We start from the raw sequence: 19,135 nt of genomic DNA, 5'->3' as shown, positions 1-19,135 counted from the left end.
AAAAGCGAAGCGCTCGCCTTTATCACCGGATTTTCCCTTTAGAAATGGATCAAAAAAATCTGGGGATAACAGCGATTGGAAGGTTATTCTGCCATCGGAGTGGTCTGTGTAAAACCCTTTAATTCAACTTATTAACAAACAATCTCTAAAACGGGAGTGTGTCGATGTGAGAGAAAATACCAACAAGCAATACGGATTAACGCAAGCCCAGCGCCGAATATGGTTTATGGAAATTATGAATCCGGGTACGTCCATCACGATGCTTTCCGCAACTTACCAAATTACGGGTGAGATTGACACACCGCTTCTGGAGCAAGCGACGGGTGAAATCGTCAAAACCTATGATGCTTTCCGCATCCGTCTTAGTGGAGATTTACAACATCCAACACAGTGGTTTGAAGAACTGGAGAATGTGCAAGCCAGGATAAGCCACCTCGAATTAGATACAACTGAACAATTTTATACATGGGTAAACGAAGTAAGCGAAAAACCGGTAAGCGTGTTTGACGAAAACCTTTACCAATTTACAATTATTCATTTTGCAAATGGTCAGGTATGGCTTAATTTGACGATAAATCATATCATTGCTGACGGTTTGTCCGTAAATGCTTTGTTGCATGCCGTGATGGAAAAATATCTGAAACTGCGCAAAGACAAAGGTAAGGTAAAAGGCAAAGTCAAAGAGAATGAGAATGAGAATGGCAGAGATAAAGATATCTCAGGTAATGATCAGGCTCCCTCCTATTTGGATTATATTTCTGCTGAGCAAGAGTATGAGCAATCACAACGTTATCAAAAAGGCAAGGAATATTGGTTGACAAAGTACAGTACGTTGCCTGAAACGACGGGCATTAAATCGGTGCCATCATTCTCCGTTGGCAGTGAGTCCAATAAACTCGCCATCACTTTGGATGGTTCCCGGTATGAACGCATTCTGGCCTTCAGTGAACGATATCAGGTCAGCTTATATACGTTATTTCTGTCCACCATGTACGCCCTGCTGTACAAGCTGACTGACAGCACCGATGTGCCGGTCGGCACGGTTTTCGCCAATCGTACCAGCAAAAAGGAAAAAGAAACCATTGGTATGTTCGTCAGCACTGTGGCCACACGGATTCATCTTGATCCAGACGCTCATCTGATGTCCCTGATCCAGACCGTTTCCAAGGAAAATACGGCGGATCTACGGTATCAGAAATATCCGTATAACCAATTGATCCAGGATTTGCGTGAGCAACATGGACGCAACGATCTGTCGGAGCTTTTCCGCACATCTCTGGAATATCTGCCTCTGAAAATTGAGGAGTACGAAGAAATCAAAGTACGCCTGGAGGCTCATTTTGCCAGACATGAGATGGACGATTTGTTGCTGCGCTTCGACCATATGCTGAATGAAGGACATGTCATTCTGCATGCTTCTTACCGTACTGGCCTGTTCAAGAAGGCCGAAATTGATCGGATTATGGAACAGTATGTAACGGTTCTGGATCAGTTTCTTCAGACACCCGAACTACGGGTATGTGAACTTTCTCTGCTCAGTGATGAGGAGAGACATCGCATATTGAACGTTTTCAACCCGCCAGTGGCAGAACTCAGCGAGGCACAAGCGTTTCATCGATATATTGAAAAGTTTGCAAGGGAAATACCGGATCATCCTGCAGTCATCTATATGGATCAACAGCTGACGTATGGCGAGTTGAACGAGCGGGCCGAACGTCTGGCTTCTCTCCTTCGTGAACAGGGTGTGGGAAAGGAGAGCATTACAGGGATCTGGGCGGAACGTTCGGTCGAACTGCTGGTAGGGGTACTCGCTGTATGGAAAGCGGGCGGAGCCTATGTGCCGCTAGATCCTGATTATCCGGCAGAGCGAATCGAGTATATGCTAAGCGACAGCGAGGCATCGGTGTTGCTTACGCACCGTCATTTGTTGGAGCGGGCCGGAGGTTGGCTGGCTGATGACAGGCTGAAGCTTCAAGCGGTTTATGCCATGGACGATGAGCAGCTTTATACCGGGGACGCAGTTGGCATGGGATTTGACTCTGTCGACAGTGCTCCGCAAGACTTGGCTTATGTGATTTACACCTCGGGTACAACGGGACATCCGAAAGGTGTCATGGTTGAGCATGGCAGTCTCGTAAATACGGCGGATGCATACCGCCTTGAGTACCGATTGGATCAGTTCCCGGTACGGCTGCTGCAACTGGCGAGTTTCTCGTTTGACGTATTCGTCGGAGATATCGCACGCACGCTGTACAACGGGGGTACTATGGTGATTGTGCCGAAGGATGACCGGATTGATCCAAACCGATTATACGGCTGGATTCGGGATCAAAACATTACGGTATTTGAATCAACGCCTGCGCTCATTCTGCCGTTCATGCAACATATCTATGAAGAAAAGCTGGACGTTAGCTCCATGCAGTTGCTGATTACCAGCTCGGATGCTTGCAGTGTTAACGACTATCAATTGTTACAGGAAATATTCGGCGGACAATTCCGCATTATTAACAGCTATGGAGTGACGGAAGCGGCGATTGACAGCAGCTTTTACGATGAACCGTTGGACAAACTGCCGACGTCGGGCCATGTGCCAATCGGCAAAGCTTGGCTGAACGCCAGATTTTATATTGTTGATGCTGCATTAAAGCCAGTGCCTATAGGGGTTCCGGGGGAACTTGTTATTGGTGGTGCTGGGGTAGCCCGCGGGTACTGGAAACGTTCCGACTTAACCGCTGAGAAGTTTGTAGAGAGCCCGTTTGTACCGGGCGAACGTCTGTACCGGACAGGGGACTTGGCTCGTTGGCTTGAAGACGGAAACGTGGACTTCATCGGCCGGATCGATTACCAGGTGAAAATTCGCGGGTTCCGAATCGAACTCGGGGAGATTGAAACGGCTTTGCTACGTTATCCTGGCATTAAGCAGGCTGTAGTGATCGACCGTATGGATGAACAGGGGCAGAAGTATTTGTGTGGTTACGTTGCTAGCGATGTATCTTTGCAGATAAGCGATCTGCTGTCTCAATTGAAGGAAGAGCTACCTGTCCATATGATCCCGGCTCGATTCGTATCACTCGATAAGCTTCCCCTTACGCCGAACGGTAAAATTGATCGTAAAGGGTTGCCTGAACCGAGCGGAGAGGTAGAGGCAGGACATGAGTATATAGCACCTCGCACAGGGCTTGAAACAAGGATTGCGCTCATTTGGCAACAGGTGCTGGGTATTGCGCGAGTTGGCGTTCAAGATGATTTCTTCGACCTGGGAGGGCATTCCTTGCGGGCCTCCTCACTGGTTTCCAAGATTCGGAAGGAACTGCAAGTCGAGGTTCCGTTGCGGGATGTTTTTCGCTACACCACGATTGAACAGTTGGCCCAGAGAATCGGTGGCTTAAAGCAGCAGGAGACATACGAGATTACAAAGGCAGCCCAGGCAGAGTACTATCCGGTTTCATCTGAACAAAAGCGTTTGTACATCCTGCGCCAGCTTGATGGAGCCGAGCGTAGCTACAATATGTCAGCGGCGCTTCTACTCGAAGGTGCATTGGATCATACGCGCGTCGAGCAAGCATTCCGGGCACTGATTCAGCGCCATGAGACGCTGCGCACCGGGATCGAGCAGGTTCAGGGCGAGCTTGTGCAGCGCATCTATGATGAGGTGCAGTTTGCCGTGGATTATTTCCAGGTGAACGAGCAGGAATTAGATCAAATGGTGGAGGCTTATTATCGCCCGTTTGATCTGACCAAGCCGCCACTTCTACGTATCGGCCTGATCCAAGTCGCCGAGAATCGCCACATTATGTTGTTCGATATGCATCATATCGTCTCCGATGGCATTTCGACTGCGTTGCTTTTCGACGAGTTCAGTCGTCTGTATCGGGGGGAGACGCTGGTTCCGCTAGACATTCAATACAAAGACTATGCTGTGTGGCAACATTCCGAAGCCTACGGGCTGATGCTTGAGCCGCAGAAGGAGTACTGGCTGGAACAGTTGTCGGGTGAATTGCCTGTTTTGGAGCTACCGACGGATTACCCGCGTCCTGCGGTGCAGAGCTTTGACGGCCGGACTGTAAAGTTTAATATCGGAAAAGAACGAACGGAGAAGTTGAAAGAACTTGCGGCACGGACGGGAACGACCCTGTATATGGTGCTACTGTCGGCGTACTCCATCCTTATGCATAAATATTCGGGCCAGGAAGATCTGATCGTAGGAACGCCGATTGCCGGAAGAACGCAAGAAGAAGTGCAACCTATCGTGGGAATGTTCATCAACACACTGGCCATTCGTAGCCGTCCAGAGCGTTCCAAGCTTTACCTTTCCTACCTTGATGAAGTTAAGGACATCACACTTGGGGCTTTTGAAAATCAAAATTATTTGTTCGAAGACTTGGTGGAGAGTCTGCACATTGCGCGCGCGACTGGCCGGAATCCGCTCTTTGATACGTTCTTCTCCCTGCAAAATACGGAGAACGAGCGAATTGTCATCGAGGGGCTTGAACAATCTTTTTATCCGCTGGAAAACCGAACATCCAAGTTCGATTTGCTACTAGATATTTCGGAGCTGGATGGTCAGCTTGAATGTCGGTTGGAGTACGCTACGGCTCTGTACAAACAGGAAACTGCGGAGCGGTTCGCCAGACATTATGACAAGTTGCTCGAAACCATCGTAGCAGCACCGGACAGGGACATTGCATCACTGGAAATGCTTACGGGTGAGGAAATCCACGAGCTGATGCACGGGTTTAACGATTCGGAGGCGGACTACCCACGTCAGAAAACCATTCACGGACTGTTCGAAGAACAAGCAGAGCTCTACCCGAATAACGTGGCGGCTGTTATGAATGAGAAGCAATTGACCTACCGTGAGTTAAATGAACAATCGAATCGCCTCGCACGAAAACTGAGGGAGACTGGAGTCGAAGCGGATCAGTTGGTGGCCATTTTGGCCGAACGTTCGCTTGATATGGTCGTCGGCATTCTGGCGATTCTCAAAGCGGGCGGAGCTTACGTGCCTGTCGATCCCGACTATCCGGAAGAGCGTATTCGTTTCATGATCGAGGATTCCGGTGCACCATTATTGCTGATTCAAAAGAAATTGCATGAGAAGACGGACTTCGCTGGAACCCGGCTTGAATTGGATGATTTTGTTTGGGGAGATGGCAAAGCGGACTGGGGAAGTGCACTGGATGTCTCAAACTTGGAACCGATATCTGGCCCGGGCAATCTGGCTTATGTCATCTACACATCGGGAACGACGGGCAAACCGAAAGGAACGTTGATCGAGCATAAAAACGTTGTGCGCCTCCTGTTTAATGACAAAAACCTGTTCGACTTTGGACCGTCTGATACGTGGACGTTGTTCCATTCGTTCTGCTTTGATTTCTCGGTCTGGGAAATGTACGGAGCACTGCTGTACGGAGGCAAGCTGGTTATTGTACCACCGCTTACGGCGAAAAACCCGGCCGATTTCCTGGCACTGTTAGGCCGCGAACAAGTCACGATTCTAAATCAGACGCCAACGTATTTTTATCAACTGTTGCGGGAGGTATTGACGGATCATGCATATGATCTGCGGATTCGCAATGTCATTTTTGGGGGAGAAGCACTTAGTCCATTGCTGCTCAAGGGCTACAAGACGAAATACCCTGATACGAAGCTGATCAACATGTATGGTATTACGGAGACAACGGTTCATGTGACGTATAAGGAAATTACGTGGGTCGAGATAGAGGCAGCCAAAAGTAATATCGGTAAACCGATCCCTACGCTGAGCGTATACGTTCTGGATGAAAACCGCCGTCCTGTGCCGATTGGTGTGGCAGGCGAAATGTATGTGGCCGGGGAAGGGTTGGCCAGAGGATATCTGAACCGTCCGGATCTGACAGCGGAGAAGTTCGTCGATTCTCCTTTTGCGGAGGGGGAGAAACTGTATCGCTCGGGTGATTTGGCGGCCTGGCTACCGGATGGCAACATCGAATATCTAGGCCGGATCGACCATCAGGTGAAAATCCGCGGTTATCGGATTGAGCTGGACGAAATCGAGACTCAGCTTCTAAATGTAGAGGGCGTGGAAGAGGCAGTGGTGCTCGCTCGTGAGGACAGCGGGGGTGAGAAGGCGCTTGTCGCTTACTTTGTGGCGGATCGAACGCTGACAGTCAGTGCCATGAGAACTGCGTTGGCGGAGGAAATGCCGGGATATATGATCCCGTCATACTTCGTGCAGCTGGAGCGTATGCCGCTGACGTCCAACGGTAAAGTCGATCGCAAATCGTTGCCTGAGCCACAAGGTGGCATGGAAACAGGCGTTGAATACGTAGCACCGCGTAACCAGTTGGAGGCTCAACTCGTGAAAATTTGGGAGGAAGTGCTGGGCTATTCTGGCATTGGAGTCCTGAACAATTTCTTCGAGCTCGGAGGCCACTCCTTGCGGGCAATAAACCTTGTCAGCAAAATCAGGAAGGAGATGAACGTCGAACTCCCGTTACGTGATGTATTCCGCTATATGACGGTAGGGGCGCTGGCCGAGGCTATTGCCAGCTTAGAAGTAACGAAACATACTTCCATTCCCAAAGCGGAGGACAAAGCATATTATCCGGTTTCTTCTGCGCAAAAAAGGCTGTATGTCCTGAACCAACTGGATAGCTTGGAGCTGAATTACAACCTCCCAAGCGCCTTGCGATTAGAAGGTGTTCTGGATGAGGCCAGAGTGGAAAGAGCACTGGATACCTTGATGGCCCGTCATGATATGTTACGCACCGGTTTTGAAATTGTAAATGGAGAGCCGGTTCAACGTATCCATCCACATGTCGCTTTCAAGATCGAGAAGCTTCAAGCCAGTGAAGATCAGATTGCGTCCATTCTTGAAGGCTTTATTCAGCCTTTTGACTTGAGCGCGCCGCCTTTGCTACGTGCCCTGCTGATCGAACTGGGAGAAGAGCAGTTCCTGCTCGCACTGGATATTCATCATATTGGTTCCGACGGCCTTTCCATGGACGTACTACTGCGTGAATTCGTGCGACTTTACAATGGGGAAGAGTTACCGGAGATGCATATTCAATACAAGGATTATTCCGTTTGGCAACAATCCGAGGAGCAGCGACAGCGCGTTGAGCAACAGGAGGAATACTGGCGTGGGGTATTTAGCTCCGAGCTTCCGGTTCTTGAGCTACCATCTGACTTCTCGCGTCCAGCTGTTCAGCAGTTTGACGGTCAAACGCTCACGTTTACACTGGATGAAGCCAAAAGTGAAGCCCTTAAACGTCTTGCAGGTGATACGGGCTCAACGCTGTACATGCTTTTGCTGGCCGCATACTCCGTATTGCTTCATAAATATGCGGGACAGGAGGATATCGTAGTCGGCACGCCGATTGCCGCCCGTTCACACGCCGACCTGCAACCGATTATCGGCATGTTTGTCAACACGTTGGCTCTTCGTTTGGGTCCAGCGGCAGAGCGGACGTTCATGGAATACTTGCAGGAAGTGAAGGAAACAACGCTTGGAGCCTATGAGCATCAGGACTATCCGTTTGAGGAACTGGTGGAAGTACTTCAGGTGAACCGGGATTTGAGCCGGAATCCGCTGTTTGATACGATGTTTTCTTTACAAAAGCACGAGAGCTTGGATTTAAAGATGGAAGGTTTGCAATGGTCGCTGTTCGACATCGAGGAGAAGACAGCAAAGTTTGATCTTAGTTTGGATATCGTGGAAGCGGGGAGAGAACTGGTTTGCAAGATTGAGTATGCTACCTCGCTATTCAGACCTGAAACGATCGTACGGCTGGCAGGGCATTACGAGCATCTTCTGGAGTCGATTCTGGCTCAGCCTGGAGCACGGATTGCGGATCTGGATTTCCTGACGGATGACGAAAAGCATGATTTGCTGGTTGGGTTTGACGTGTCGTCTCTGGCTCTCGCGAAACAATCCTCCGAAGAGGAAGAGGGCACAGATCTGGAGGCACATGAAGCTTGGCGGGAGAGAACATTCCACGAGCGATTTGAGCAACAGGCGGAGCGTACGCCAGAAGCGCTGGCCGTTGTCTACGAAGATAGCAAGCTGACATATGCGGAGCTGAACGCCAAAGCGAACCGTTTGGCATATATACTGCGGACGCACGGAGTGAAGCCTGAGCAGGTGGTTGGCATTTTGGCTGGTCGTTCCACGGAGCTATTGATTGGGGTGCTTGCCGTATGGAAGGCAGGCGGCGCTTATGTACCGCTTGACCCGGATTACCCCGCGGAACGAATTGAGTATATGCTCGCGGACAGTGGTGCATCTGTCCTGCTCACGCAGACTTGCCTGCTGGAGCAAACAGAAGTCTGGCGTACTGATACAAATCTGATGCTGCAAACGGTGCTTGCGCTTGATGACGAGACAACGTACGGACTTGCAGGGGAAAATGGGACTGTAGGTACACAAGCTTGGAGTGAAACATGCGCTGAAGAGAGAGCTACGTTGCAGGCGGAAGTGGAATTGGCTGCTGCCGAAACCTCTGCCACAGCAGAAGCTGAGAAGAGCACACAAGTAGCAGATCCGGCATCCAATCCTGCAAATGTGAACAAGGCGGGTGATTTGGCTTACGTCATTTACACCTCAGGTACAACAGGCCAACCGAAGGGCGTGGCAGTGGAACACGGTAGCTTGGTGAACACGGCATCTGGCTACCGGAGGGAATACCGTCTAGATCAGTTTCCGATCCGGTTATTACAGCTCGCGAGCTTTTCGTTCGACGTGTTCGTCGGCGATATTGCGCGCACGCTGTATAATGGCGGCACCATGGTCATCGTACCGAAGGATGACCGAATTGATCCAAGCCGGCTGTACGGCTGGATTCGTGACTATGCCATAACGGTGTTTGAATCGACTCCGGCGTTAATCATACCGTTTATGGAACATCTGTATGCCGAAGGTCTCGATATCAGTTCGATGCAGTTACTGATCACAAGTTCCGATGCGTGTAGCGTAGCAGATTACCGTACTTTGCAGGAGCGCTTCGGATCGCAGTTCCGTATTATTAACAGCTACGGCGTAACGGAAGCCGCGATTGACTCCAGCTTCTATGATGAGCCGATGGAGAAACTGCCAAAGACGGGGAGTGTGCCGATCGGGATGGCGTGGCTGAATGCCAAGTTCTATATCGTGGATGCGAACCTGAAGCCGGTGCCAATCGGCGTACTCGGTGAGCTTGTTATTGGCGGTGTGGGTGTAGCCCGCGGTTATTTGAACCGTCCGGATTTGACGGCGGAAAAATTCGTAGATAGCCCGTTCACCGCTGGGGAGCGGTTGTACCGGACGGGTGACCTGGCCCGCTGGATGCCGGATGGCAACGTAGATTTCATCGGTCGGATCGACAACCAGGTGAAAATTCGCGGTTACCGGATCGAGCTTGGTGAGATTGAAGCAGCCATGAATAATGTGGCTGGTGTACGTCAAGCGCTTGTCATGGATCGGATGGATGAGCGGGGGCAGAAATATTTGTGCGCGTATGTCGTAGCCGAATCAAGTTTCGATCTGGAAAGACTGGTGGCTCATCTGGACACAGCCCTGCCTTCCCATATGGTGCCTGCGCGCATGATGCGTCTGGATCAGATGCCGCTTACGCCGAACGGAAAGGTAGACCGCAAAGCGTTACCTGTGCCGGAAGGGAGTATTCGCGCCGAGGTTGCATACACGGCACCACGTACTAATGCTGAGCAAGCACTTGCGTTAGTATGGCAGTCTGTACTTGGTGTGGATCAGGTCGGCACAAAGGACAATTTCTTTGCGCTCGGCGGTGATTCGATCAAGGCCTTGCAGGTATCGTCCCGTCTTTTGCAAACGGGCTACAAGTTGGTCATGAAAGATTTGTTCCATTATCCGACAATTTCTGCCCTTAGCTTAAGACTGCAAACGGTGGAAAAAACGGCTAGCCAAGCCGAAGTAACGGGTGAGGTGATCTTAACTCCGATTCAGCACTGGTTCTTTGGACAAAATCCGGCTGACGTGCATCATAGCAACCAGGCGTTCATGCAATTTTCCAAGCAAGGTTTTGACGAAGAAGCATTACGCCATGCGATGCATCAGCTTGTTGTGCATCACGACGCTCTCCGCACGGTTTACCGTCAAAGCGAGAACGGTTATACAGCTTGGAACCGAAGCGCCCTGGAGAATGAAGCACTGTTCGATCTGGAAGTTATCGATCTCAAGGGAGTCCGCGACGTTAAAGAAACGGTAGAGGCTAAGGCGAATGACATTCAAGCGAGCATCGATCTGGAAAACGGCCCCTTGGTGAAGCTCGGTTTGTTCCGCTGTGACGACGGCGATCATCTGCTCATTGCGATTCATCATCTGGTTGTAGACGGTGTATCCTGGCGGATTCTGCTTGAGGATTTGGCTACTGGCTATGAGCAGGCTATGCAAGGACAGCCAATTCGTCTACCGCTCAAAACGGATTCATTCCAAACGTGGGCAAAACAGCTTGCTGATTATGCCAACAGCTCGGCAATAGATAGCGAAAGAGCGTACTGGCAACAAGTCGAGCAATTGACCTATGAATCGCTTCCGAAAGATTTTGAACAAGGCAGATCGAAGCTGAAGGACAGTGGGCTTGTGACTGTTCGCTGGTCGGCAGAGGAAACGGAACAGCTGATGAAGCAGGCACACCGTGCATACCATACGGAAATGAACGATCTGTTGCTGACTGCGCTTGGCCTTGCGGTACAAGCTTGGAGCGGTCAGGAACGTGTGCTGGTGAATCTCGAGGGTCACGGCCGGGAAGAACTTTTGCCAGATGTGGACATTACACGTACAGTAGGCTGGTTTACAAGTCAATTCCCTGTTGTACTGGAGCTGAGTCATGTTCAGGCTCTCGGTCATCAGGTGAAACAGGTGAAAGAAAGCTTGCGCCGTATTCCGAACAAAGGAATCGGTTATGGCATCCTGCGTTATTTGTCGGCACCGCGTGACGGTGAGGCCTTTACTTTGGAACCAGAGATCAGCTTTAACTATTTGGGTCAGTTCGACCAGGATGTCGAAAGCAACGGGGTGCAGCCGTCTCCATTCAGTGCGGGCGCGGATTCAAGCCCGAATGCAGTGATGGATTTTGTCCTCGATATCAATGGTATGGTGTCAGAAGGCATGCTGGAATTCACGATCCGTTACGGAGAGACCCAGTATAAAAGGGAAACGATAGAGAAATTAGGAACCTTGCTTCAATCGAGTTTACGCGAAGTCATCCTTCATTGTGTTTCGAAAGAGCGACCAGAGCTTACACCTAGCGATGTACTGCTTCGAGATGTGACAGTGGAGGAATTAAATCAGTTAGCTGAACAGACGGCGGCGATTGGCGAACTGGAGAATGTGTATATCCTGACTTCACTGCAAAAAGGGATGTTGTTCCACAGCCTGCTGGATGCTGATTCGGAAGCGTACTTCGAACAGGTGACCTTCGATCTGTACGGAAGCTTGAATGTCGAAGCCTTTGCTAAAGGATTGGATACGTTGGTGCAACGGAATGAGGCATTGCGGACCAACTTTATTACGGGCTGGAGAGACGAGCCGATTCAAGTGGTATTCCGTGAGCGAAAGTGTGAAGTGTACTTTGAAGATATTCGCTCGGTAAGCGGTGAAGACATGGAGAAGACCATAGCCGATTTCGTTAGCGCGGATAAAGCGAACAAGTTCGATTTGGCTCAAGGCTCACTGATGCGCGTTACCGTTTTGCGTACAGACGATGAGTCCTACCACGTGATCTGGAGTCACCATCATATTTTGATGGACGGCTGGTGCATGTCTTTTATGATCAAGGAAGTGTTCGAAACCTACTTCGCGTTGCAAGAGAATCGGAAGCTGGAGCTTCCACCGGTTACTTCGTACTCCAAGTATATCGAATGGCTGGAAATGCAAGATGTTGCGCAAGCTTCACATTACTGGTCCGAGTATTTGAAGGGTTACGACGAGCAGACCAAACTGCCTCAGGAAAAAATGAAGCTGAATCAGCATGCTTTTGAGATGGCTGAAATGGATGTGGAACTCAGCAAGGAATTGACCGGGAAAATCGAACGGGTGGCACGCCAGCAGCAGGTGACGCTTAATACGTTCATGCAAACCGTATGGGGATTGGTTCTGCAAATATACAACAACAGTGAGGATATCGTATTCGGCTCGGTCGTATCCGGTCGTCCGGTTGAAATTCCAGGCATCGAAAGTATGATAGGCTTATTTATTAATACCATTCCGGTTCGTATTCAAAGCAAAGCATCGGAAACGGTAGCTAATATTTTGAGAAATACTCAGGATCAGGCACTGACATCGGGAGCTTATGAGACATATCCGTTGTTCGAAATTCAGTCGCTGAGTAAGCAAAAGCGCGACTTGATCAACCATATCATGGTCTTTGAAAATTATCCGATGGAGGAACAGATTGAGCAGGTTGTTGGCGGGGACAAAGAAGCGCTTAAAATCGCTAATATCCAGTCACCGGAGCAAACGAATTACGACCTGGACATTACTGTCATTCCGGAAGAGCATATTTGGCTGCGGTTTACGTACAATGCGCTGACCTTCAGAGAAGAAGATATCAGGTCGATCCACGGTCATTTTGCCCGGGCACTGGAGCAGGTCGCGGCTAATCCGAACATCCGTGTGAATCAGTTGGAACTGCTGACAGCGGCAGAAAAGGAACAAATTCTCGGTGGCTTTAATCCAGCGCAACTGGAAGCAGAAACGGCTCCTGCGCTTGCGTTCCACCGTCTGTTTGAGGAACAGGCGCAGCGCGTGCCTGAATCGGAGGCCGTCGTGTACGAGAACGACCGTCTGACGTATGCAGAGCTGAACGAGCGGGCAAACCGTTTGGCGACTACGCTACGTGCAAGTGGCATCGGTCGTGAATCCATCGTCGGCATTCTTGCCGAACGTTCGGTGGATTTGCTGGTAGCCGTGCTCGCTGTCTGGAAAGCAGGCGGCGCGTATGTACCGCTCGATCCGGATTACCCGGCAGACCGTGTGCGGTTCATGCTGGAAGACAGTGGAGCGAAGGTACTACTCACGCAAACGCCACTGCGAGAGCGTGCTGAAGCTTGGCTGGGTGAAGAGGAACTAGCGTTGGCGAAGGTACTGTATATGGACGACGAGGAATCGTATAGCGATGAGCAGGAGGATTTCACGGTGAAATCTGGTATAGCTTCGGACTCCGTCTCCGGTAAAATCTCCGGTATGGACAGCTTCCACGAAGCCCGACCAGAGGATCTGGCCTACGTAATCTATACGTCGGGAACGACAGGACAGCCTAAAGGCGTTATGATCGAGCACCGCAGTTTGGTGAATACGGCGGCAGGATACCGGAGGGAATATCGATTAGATCAGTTCCCGGTGCGGTTATTGCAGCTTGCCAGCTTCTCGTTTGACGTGTTCGTGGGCGATATTGCGCGCACGCTGTATAACGGAGGCACGATGGTCATTGTGCCGAAGGATGACCGGATCGATCCATCGCGTCTGCATCACTGGATTGAGCAGGAGCGGGTAACTATTTTTGAATCGACGCCAGCGCTGATTGTGCCGTTTATGGAATATGTGCATGAGCAGGGGCTGAATATGAGCGGGATGGAGCTGCTCATCACAAGTTCGGACAGCTGCAGCGTAGCAGATTATCGAACCTTGCAGGAACGCTTTGGCTCGCAATTCCGAATCATCAACGCTTATGGTGTAACGGAAGCGGCGATTGACTCCAGTTTCTACGACGAGCCACTGGAAATGCTTCCCGAGACGGGACATGTGTCTATCGGAAAAGCATGGCTAAATGCGAGGTTTTACATTGTGGATGTACACCTGAATCCGGTGCCTGTTGGGGTGCTGGGCGAACTGGTTATTGGCGGGATTGGGGTCGCACGCGGATACTTGAACCGTCCAGAGTTGACGGAAGAGAAGTTCGTAGACAGTCCGTTTGCCGCAGGTGAGCGTTTGTATCGCACGGGAGACTTGGCAAGATGGACAAAAGACGGCAATGTGGATTTCATTGGTCGGATGGACAACCAGGCTAAAATCCGGGGTTACCGGATTGAAACAGGCGAAGTCGAAGCAAAGTTGCTGCGTGCAACGGGTGTGAAGGAAACCGTCGTTGTAGTAAGGGAAGATCAAGAAGGTCAGAAAGCGTTGTGCGCCTATTATACTGCGGAAGAAGGCTTAACCGTAGCAGACCTGAAACGGGCCATCTCAAGCGAGCTACCTGGCTACATGATCCCGTCATACTTCGTAGAAATGGAGCATCTGCCTCTGACGCCGAATGGAAAAATCGACCGGAAGGCACTGCCGGCACCAGAGACGGGAGCAGATGGAGGTCGTGAATATGTGGCTCCGCGCACCGAACTGGAGGCCAATCTGGCTGTTATCTGGCAAGATGTGCTTGTGCGGGAGAAAGCAGTGGGCGTAACTGACAATTTCTTCGATCTGGGCGGACACTCTCTGCGGGCGACAACGCTGGTCAGCAAAATGCATAAAGAGCTAGGCGTACAATTCCCGCTTCGTGACGTATTCCGCTACTCCACGGTTGAGGAAATGGCCACGGCTATGGAGAAGCTGGAGAACGGCTCGTTCACAGCTATTCCGGTTGCGGAACCGAGCGCGTATTATCCGCTCTCTTCCGCTCAGAAACGTCTTTATATTTTGAACCAGCTGGAAGGAGCCGAGCTGAGTTACAACATACCGGGAGCTATGTTGCTTGAAGGTGAGCTTGACCGACAGCGGATTGCGGAAACATTCCGAGAACTCGTAGCTCGTCATGAAACGCTGCGTACTGGCTTTGAGATGGTAAAAGGCGAAGCGATTCAGCAGATTTATGATGAAGTCGTCTTCGATGTGGAATATGTGCATATCAGCGGAGATCAAGCGGAAGAGACGGTGCGCCAATTCGTTCGTCCGTTTGATCTTGCGAAGCCGCCACTGCTGCGTGTAGGTCTTGCCAAACTGGCGCCGGACCGGCATATTCTGATGTTTGATACGCATCATATCGTATCTGACGGTGTCTCAATAGACGTACTAATCGAAGAATTCGTACATTTGTACAGCGGTAAGTCGCTTGATCCGCTCCGCATTCAGTACAAAGATTACGCGGTATGGCAACAATCAAACGAGCAGAAGGCGCAGCTTGCTAAGCAAGAAGCCTACTGGCTGGACATGTTCCGCGGAGAACTGCCGGTTTTGGAATTGCCGACTGACTATCCGCGCCCGACAATGCAGCGTTACGAGGGACGTACACTTCAATTGTTTATGAATAGCGAGCAAAGCGAGGGTCTGAAACGACTTGCATCCGAGAACGGTGCAACACTTTACATGGTTCTACTTGCTGGATATACGATATTGTTGCAGAAATACACAGGACAAGAAGACGTGGTCGTCGGTACACCGATTGCGGGAAGAAATCATAGTGACGTTCAGCCATTGATCGGCATGTTCGTTAATACTTTGGCTATTCGCAGTTATCCGGCTGCCGATAAGACGTTCCTAGACTATTTGAAGGAAATCAAGGAGACCACCCTGGGTGCTTTTGAACATCAGAATTATCCGTTTGAAGAACTGGTAGATAAGGTGAGTGTGGCTCGGGACCTAAGCCGTAATCCGTTGTTTGATACGATGTTTGCTTTGCAGAATACAGAGAATTTGGAAATCCAGCTTCCTGGACTCCGCTTATCGACGTACGCCAGCGAAGAGATTGTTTCTAAATTCGATCTAAGTTTAGACGTCACGGAGATTGAGGAAGGGTTGGAATATCTGTTTGAATATGCCACAGCTCTTTATAAAACCGAAACGGTGGAGAAAATGGCATCTCATTACTTGCAACTGCTCGAGTCCATTCTCCGTAACCCGTCAGGGACCATTGCTGAATTGGATATCTTAACCACTGTGGAAAAAGAACAAATTCTCTGCGCGTTTAACCCGGCGCTTTCAGAAGTGGAAGCTGCTCCTGCAGCTACGTTTCACCGTCTGTTCGAGGAACAGGCGCAGCAAGCGCCTGAATCGGAGGCCGTTGTGTACGAGAACGACCGTCTAACGTATGCGGAGCTGAATGAGCGGGCGAACCGTTTGGCCGCTACACTGCGCGCAAGTAGCATCGGCCGGGAATCCATCGTCGGCATTCTTGCCGAACGTTCGGTGGATTTGCTGGTAGCCGTGCTGGCTGTCTGGAAAGCAGGCGGCGCATATGTACCGCTCGATCCGGATTACCCGGCAGACCGTGTGCGGTTCATGCTCGAAGACAGTGGAGCAAAGGTACTATTAACGCAAACGCCACTGCGAGAGCGTGCTGAAACATGGCTGGGTGAAGAGGAACTAGCGTTGTCTGCAGTGTTGTATCTCGATGACGAAGCATCGTACAGCGAAGAGCAGGCCAATACGTCGATGAGTTCTGGCATGGACAGCTTCCACGAAGCCCGTCCAGAGGATCTGGCCTACGTGATCTATACGTCGGGAACAACAGGACAGCCCAAAGGCGTCATGATTGAGCACCGCAGTCTGGTGAATACGGCGGCAGGATACCGACGGGAATATCGATTAGATCAGTTCCCGGTGCGGCTATTGCAGCTTGCCAGCTTCTCGTTTGACGTGTTCGTGGGTGATATTGCACGCACGCTGTATAACGGAGGCGCAATGATCATTGTGCCGAAGGACGACCGGATCGATCCATCGCGTCTACACCACTGGATTGAGCAGGAGCGAGTGACCATTTTTGAATCGACGCCAGCGCTGATTGTGCCGTTTATGGAATATGTGCATGAAAATCAGCTGGATATGAGTCAGATGGAACTGCTCATTACAAGTTCAGACAGCTGCAGCGTAGGAGACTATCGAACCTTGCAGGAACGATTTGGCTCTCAATTCCGAATCATCAACGCCTATGGTGTAACGGAAGCAGCAATTGACTCCAGCTTCTACGATGAGCCACTGGAAATGCTCCCCGAGACAGGGCATGTGCCTATCGGCAAAGCGTGGTTAAATGCGAAGTTTTATATTGTGGATGCACATTTAAATCCCGTGCCTGTCGGGGTGCTGGGCGAGTTGGTTATTGGCGGAGTTGGGGTCTCGCGAGGATACTTGAACCGTCCAGAGCTGACAGAAGAGAAGTTCATCGATAGTCCGTTCACCGAGGGGGAACGGTTGTATCGCACGGGAGATTTGGCGAGATGGACAAAAGACGGCAACGTGGACTTCATCGGTCGGATGGACAACCAGGCGAAAATCCGGGGGTATCGGATTGAAACAGGCGAGATCGAGTCACAACTCTTGCGGGTGGAAAATGTACGCGAAGCCGTGGTGCTGGTTCGAAATGACGCAAACGGGCAGAAAGTGCTATGTGCATATTACACAGTGGACACGGGAACGGATCTGGTAGTGAATGATCTGCGCGGAGCGCTGGCACAGGAGTTGCCAGGGTATATGATCCCATCGTACTTTGTAGAACTGGAAAACTTGCCACTAACGCCGAATGGGAAAGTTGACCGGAAGGCGTTGCCAGCGCCAGAAGAAGGAGCTGGAGGAGGACGCGAAACCGTGGCGCCGCGAACCAAGCTAGAAGCGAAACTGGTCGCCATCTGGCAGGACGTGCTCGGACCAATAACAATAGGTGTAACGGATAACTTCTTTGATCTTGGTGGGCACTCCTTACGAGCAACAATGCTGGTTAGCAAGGTGCACAAGGAGTTGAGTGTAGACTTGCCGCTGCGCGATGTGTTCCGACACTCGACGATTGAAGCGATGGCTGAAATAATCAGTCAATTGGAGTGGCAGGAACACCGATCCATTCCGGTGCTGGATCAGAAGGATTACTATCCGCTTTCCTCCGTGCAAAAACGGTTGTACATCCAGCAACAGATGGAGGGCGCGGAGCTTAGTTACAACATGTCAGGCATGACGGTTCTCGTCGGGCGTTTGGAACGGAATCAATTCGAGTCCGCGCTCAAAGGATTAATCGCTCGTCATGAAGTTTTGCGAACTGGCTTCGAGATGGTGGACGGTGAACCCGTACAACGAATTTATCCGAACTTGGAGTTTGCTGTCGAGTATACCAAAGCGACAGAAAGTGAAACGAGAAATATCGCAGACGGATTTGTGCGAGTCTTTGATTTGGAGCGGCCGCCGCTGCTGCGTGTGGGCTTAGTTGAATGGGAAGCAGAGCGGCACTTGCTTATGCTGGACATCCATCATATCATCACGGACGGCATGTCGATGGGTATATTCGTCGAAGAGCTCTTACGCCTGTATAACGGCGAGACTCTTGAACCGCTTCGAATTCAATACAAGGAATATGCCGCTTGGCAACAGTCTGAGCCTGTAAAAGAACAGCTGAAACGTCAGGAAGCCTATTGGCTGGACGTGCTGGAAGGCGAACTGCCGACGCTTGAACTGCCTACGGATTTTGTCAGACCTGTCAATCGCAGCTTTGAGGGAGATGTGCTACCTTTCAATATCGACCAGCAGATGACGGAAAACTTGGAACGCATCGCTAGTCAGAACGGTGCTACTCTTTATATGGTATTATCTGCAGCCTATTCCATCCTGCTCAGCAAGTACTCGGGGCAAGAAGACTTCATTGTAGGCACGCCGGTTTCGGGTCGCACACATGCCGACTTGGAGCCACTGATCGGAATGTTTGTCAACACGTTGGCCATTCGCCATTATCCGTCGGGGGAGAAGACATTCCTTGCTTACTTGAACGAAGTCAAAGAAACGATGCTGGAGGCTTACGATCACCAGGATTATCCGTTTGAGGAGCTTGTGAAGAAACTTCAGGTACCGCGAGATCTAAGCCGCAATCCTGTATTCGATGTCATGTTTGCTCTGGAAACGAAGGAAGATAACGTTCAAAGCTTCGGAGAGATCCAGATCGAATCTTATCCGGAAAAGCATACAGTTGCTCAATTCGATCTGACTTTGGTCATTTCGATGCTGGATGAGGGGATGACCGGGCAGTTTGAATATGCGACCAAGTTGTTTACACGCAATCTGATCGATAATTTCGCTCAGGATCTGCTCTTAATCATCAGCCAGATTGGTGAACAGCCTTCGATGTTGCTGAAAGATATTTCCCTGAACGGTCAATCTGAACAGGAACAAGACGAGCTAGAGGCCATTGATATTATGTTCTAATCTTATACCCGGCTTGGGTGTATGCCGTAT

The 19,135-nt window shown here is 50.5% G+C and carries 1 protein-coding gene; it reads left to right on the top strand.

The features are described from left to right. Nucleotides 1-166 precede the first annotated feature (166 nt). Complete coding sequence (locus MKY23_RS24485) at nucleotides 167-19,105, top strand: non-ribosomal peptide synthase/polyketide synthase (protein WP_339832862.1); 18,939 nt, start codon at nucleotides 167-169, stop codon at nucleotides 19,103-19,105. Nucleotides 19,106-19,135: the final 30 nt, after the last annotated feature.

It is taken from the genome of Paenibacillus sp. FSL R7-0272, from assembly GCF_037969905.1.
Classification (GTDB): Bacteria; Bacillota; Bacilli; order Paenibacillales; family Paenibacillaceae; genus Paenibacillus; species Paenibacillus polysaccharolyticus.
This window is presented reverse-complemented; position numbering and strand designations above follow the sequence as displayed.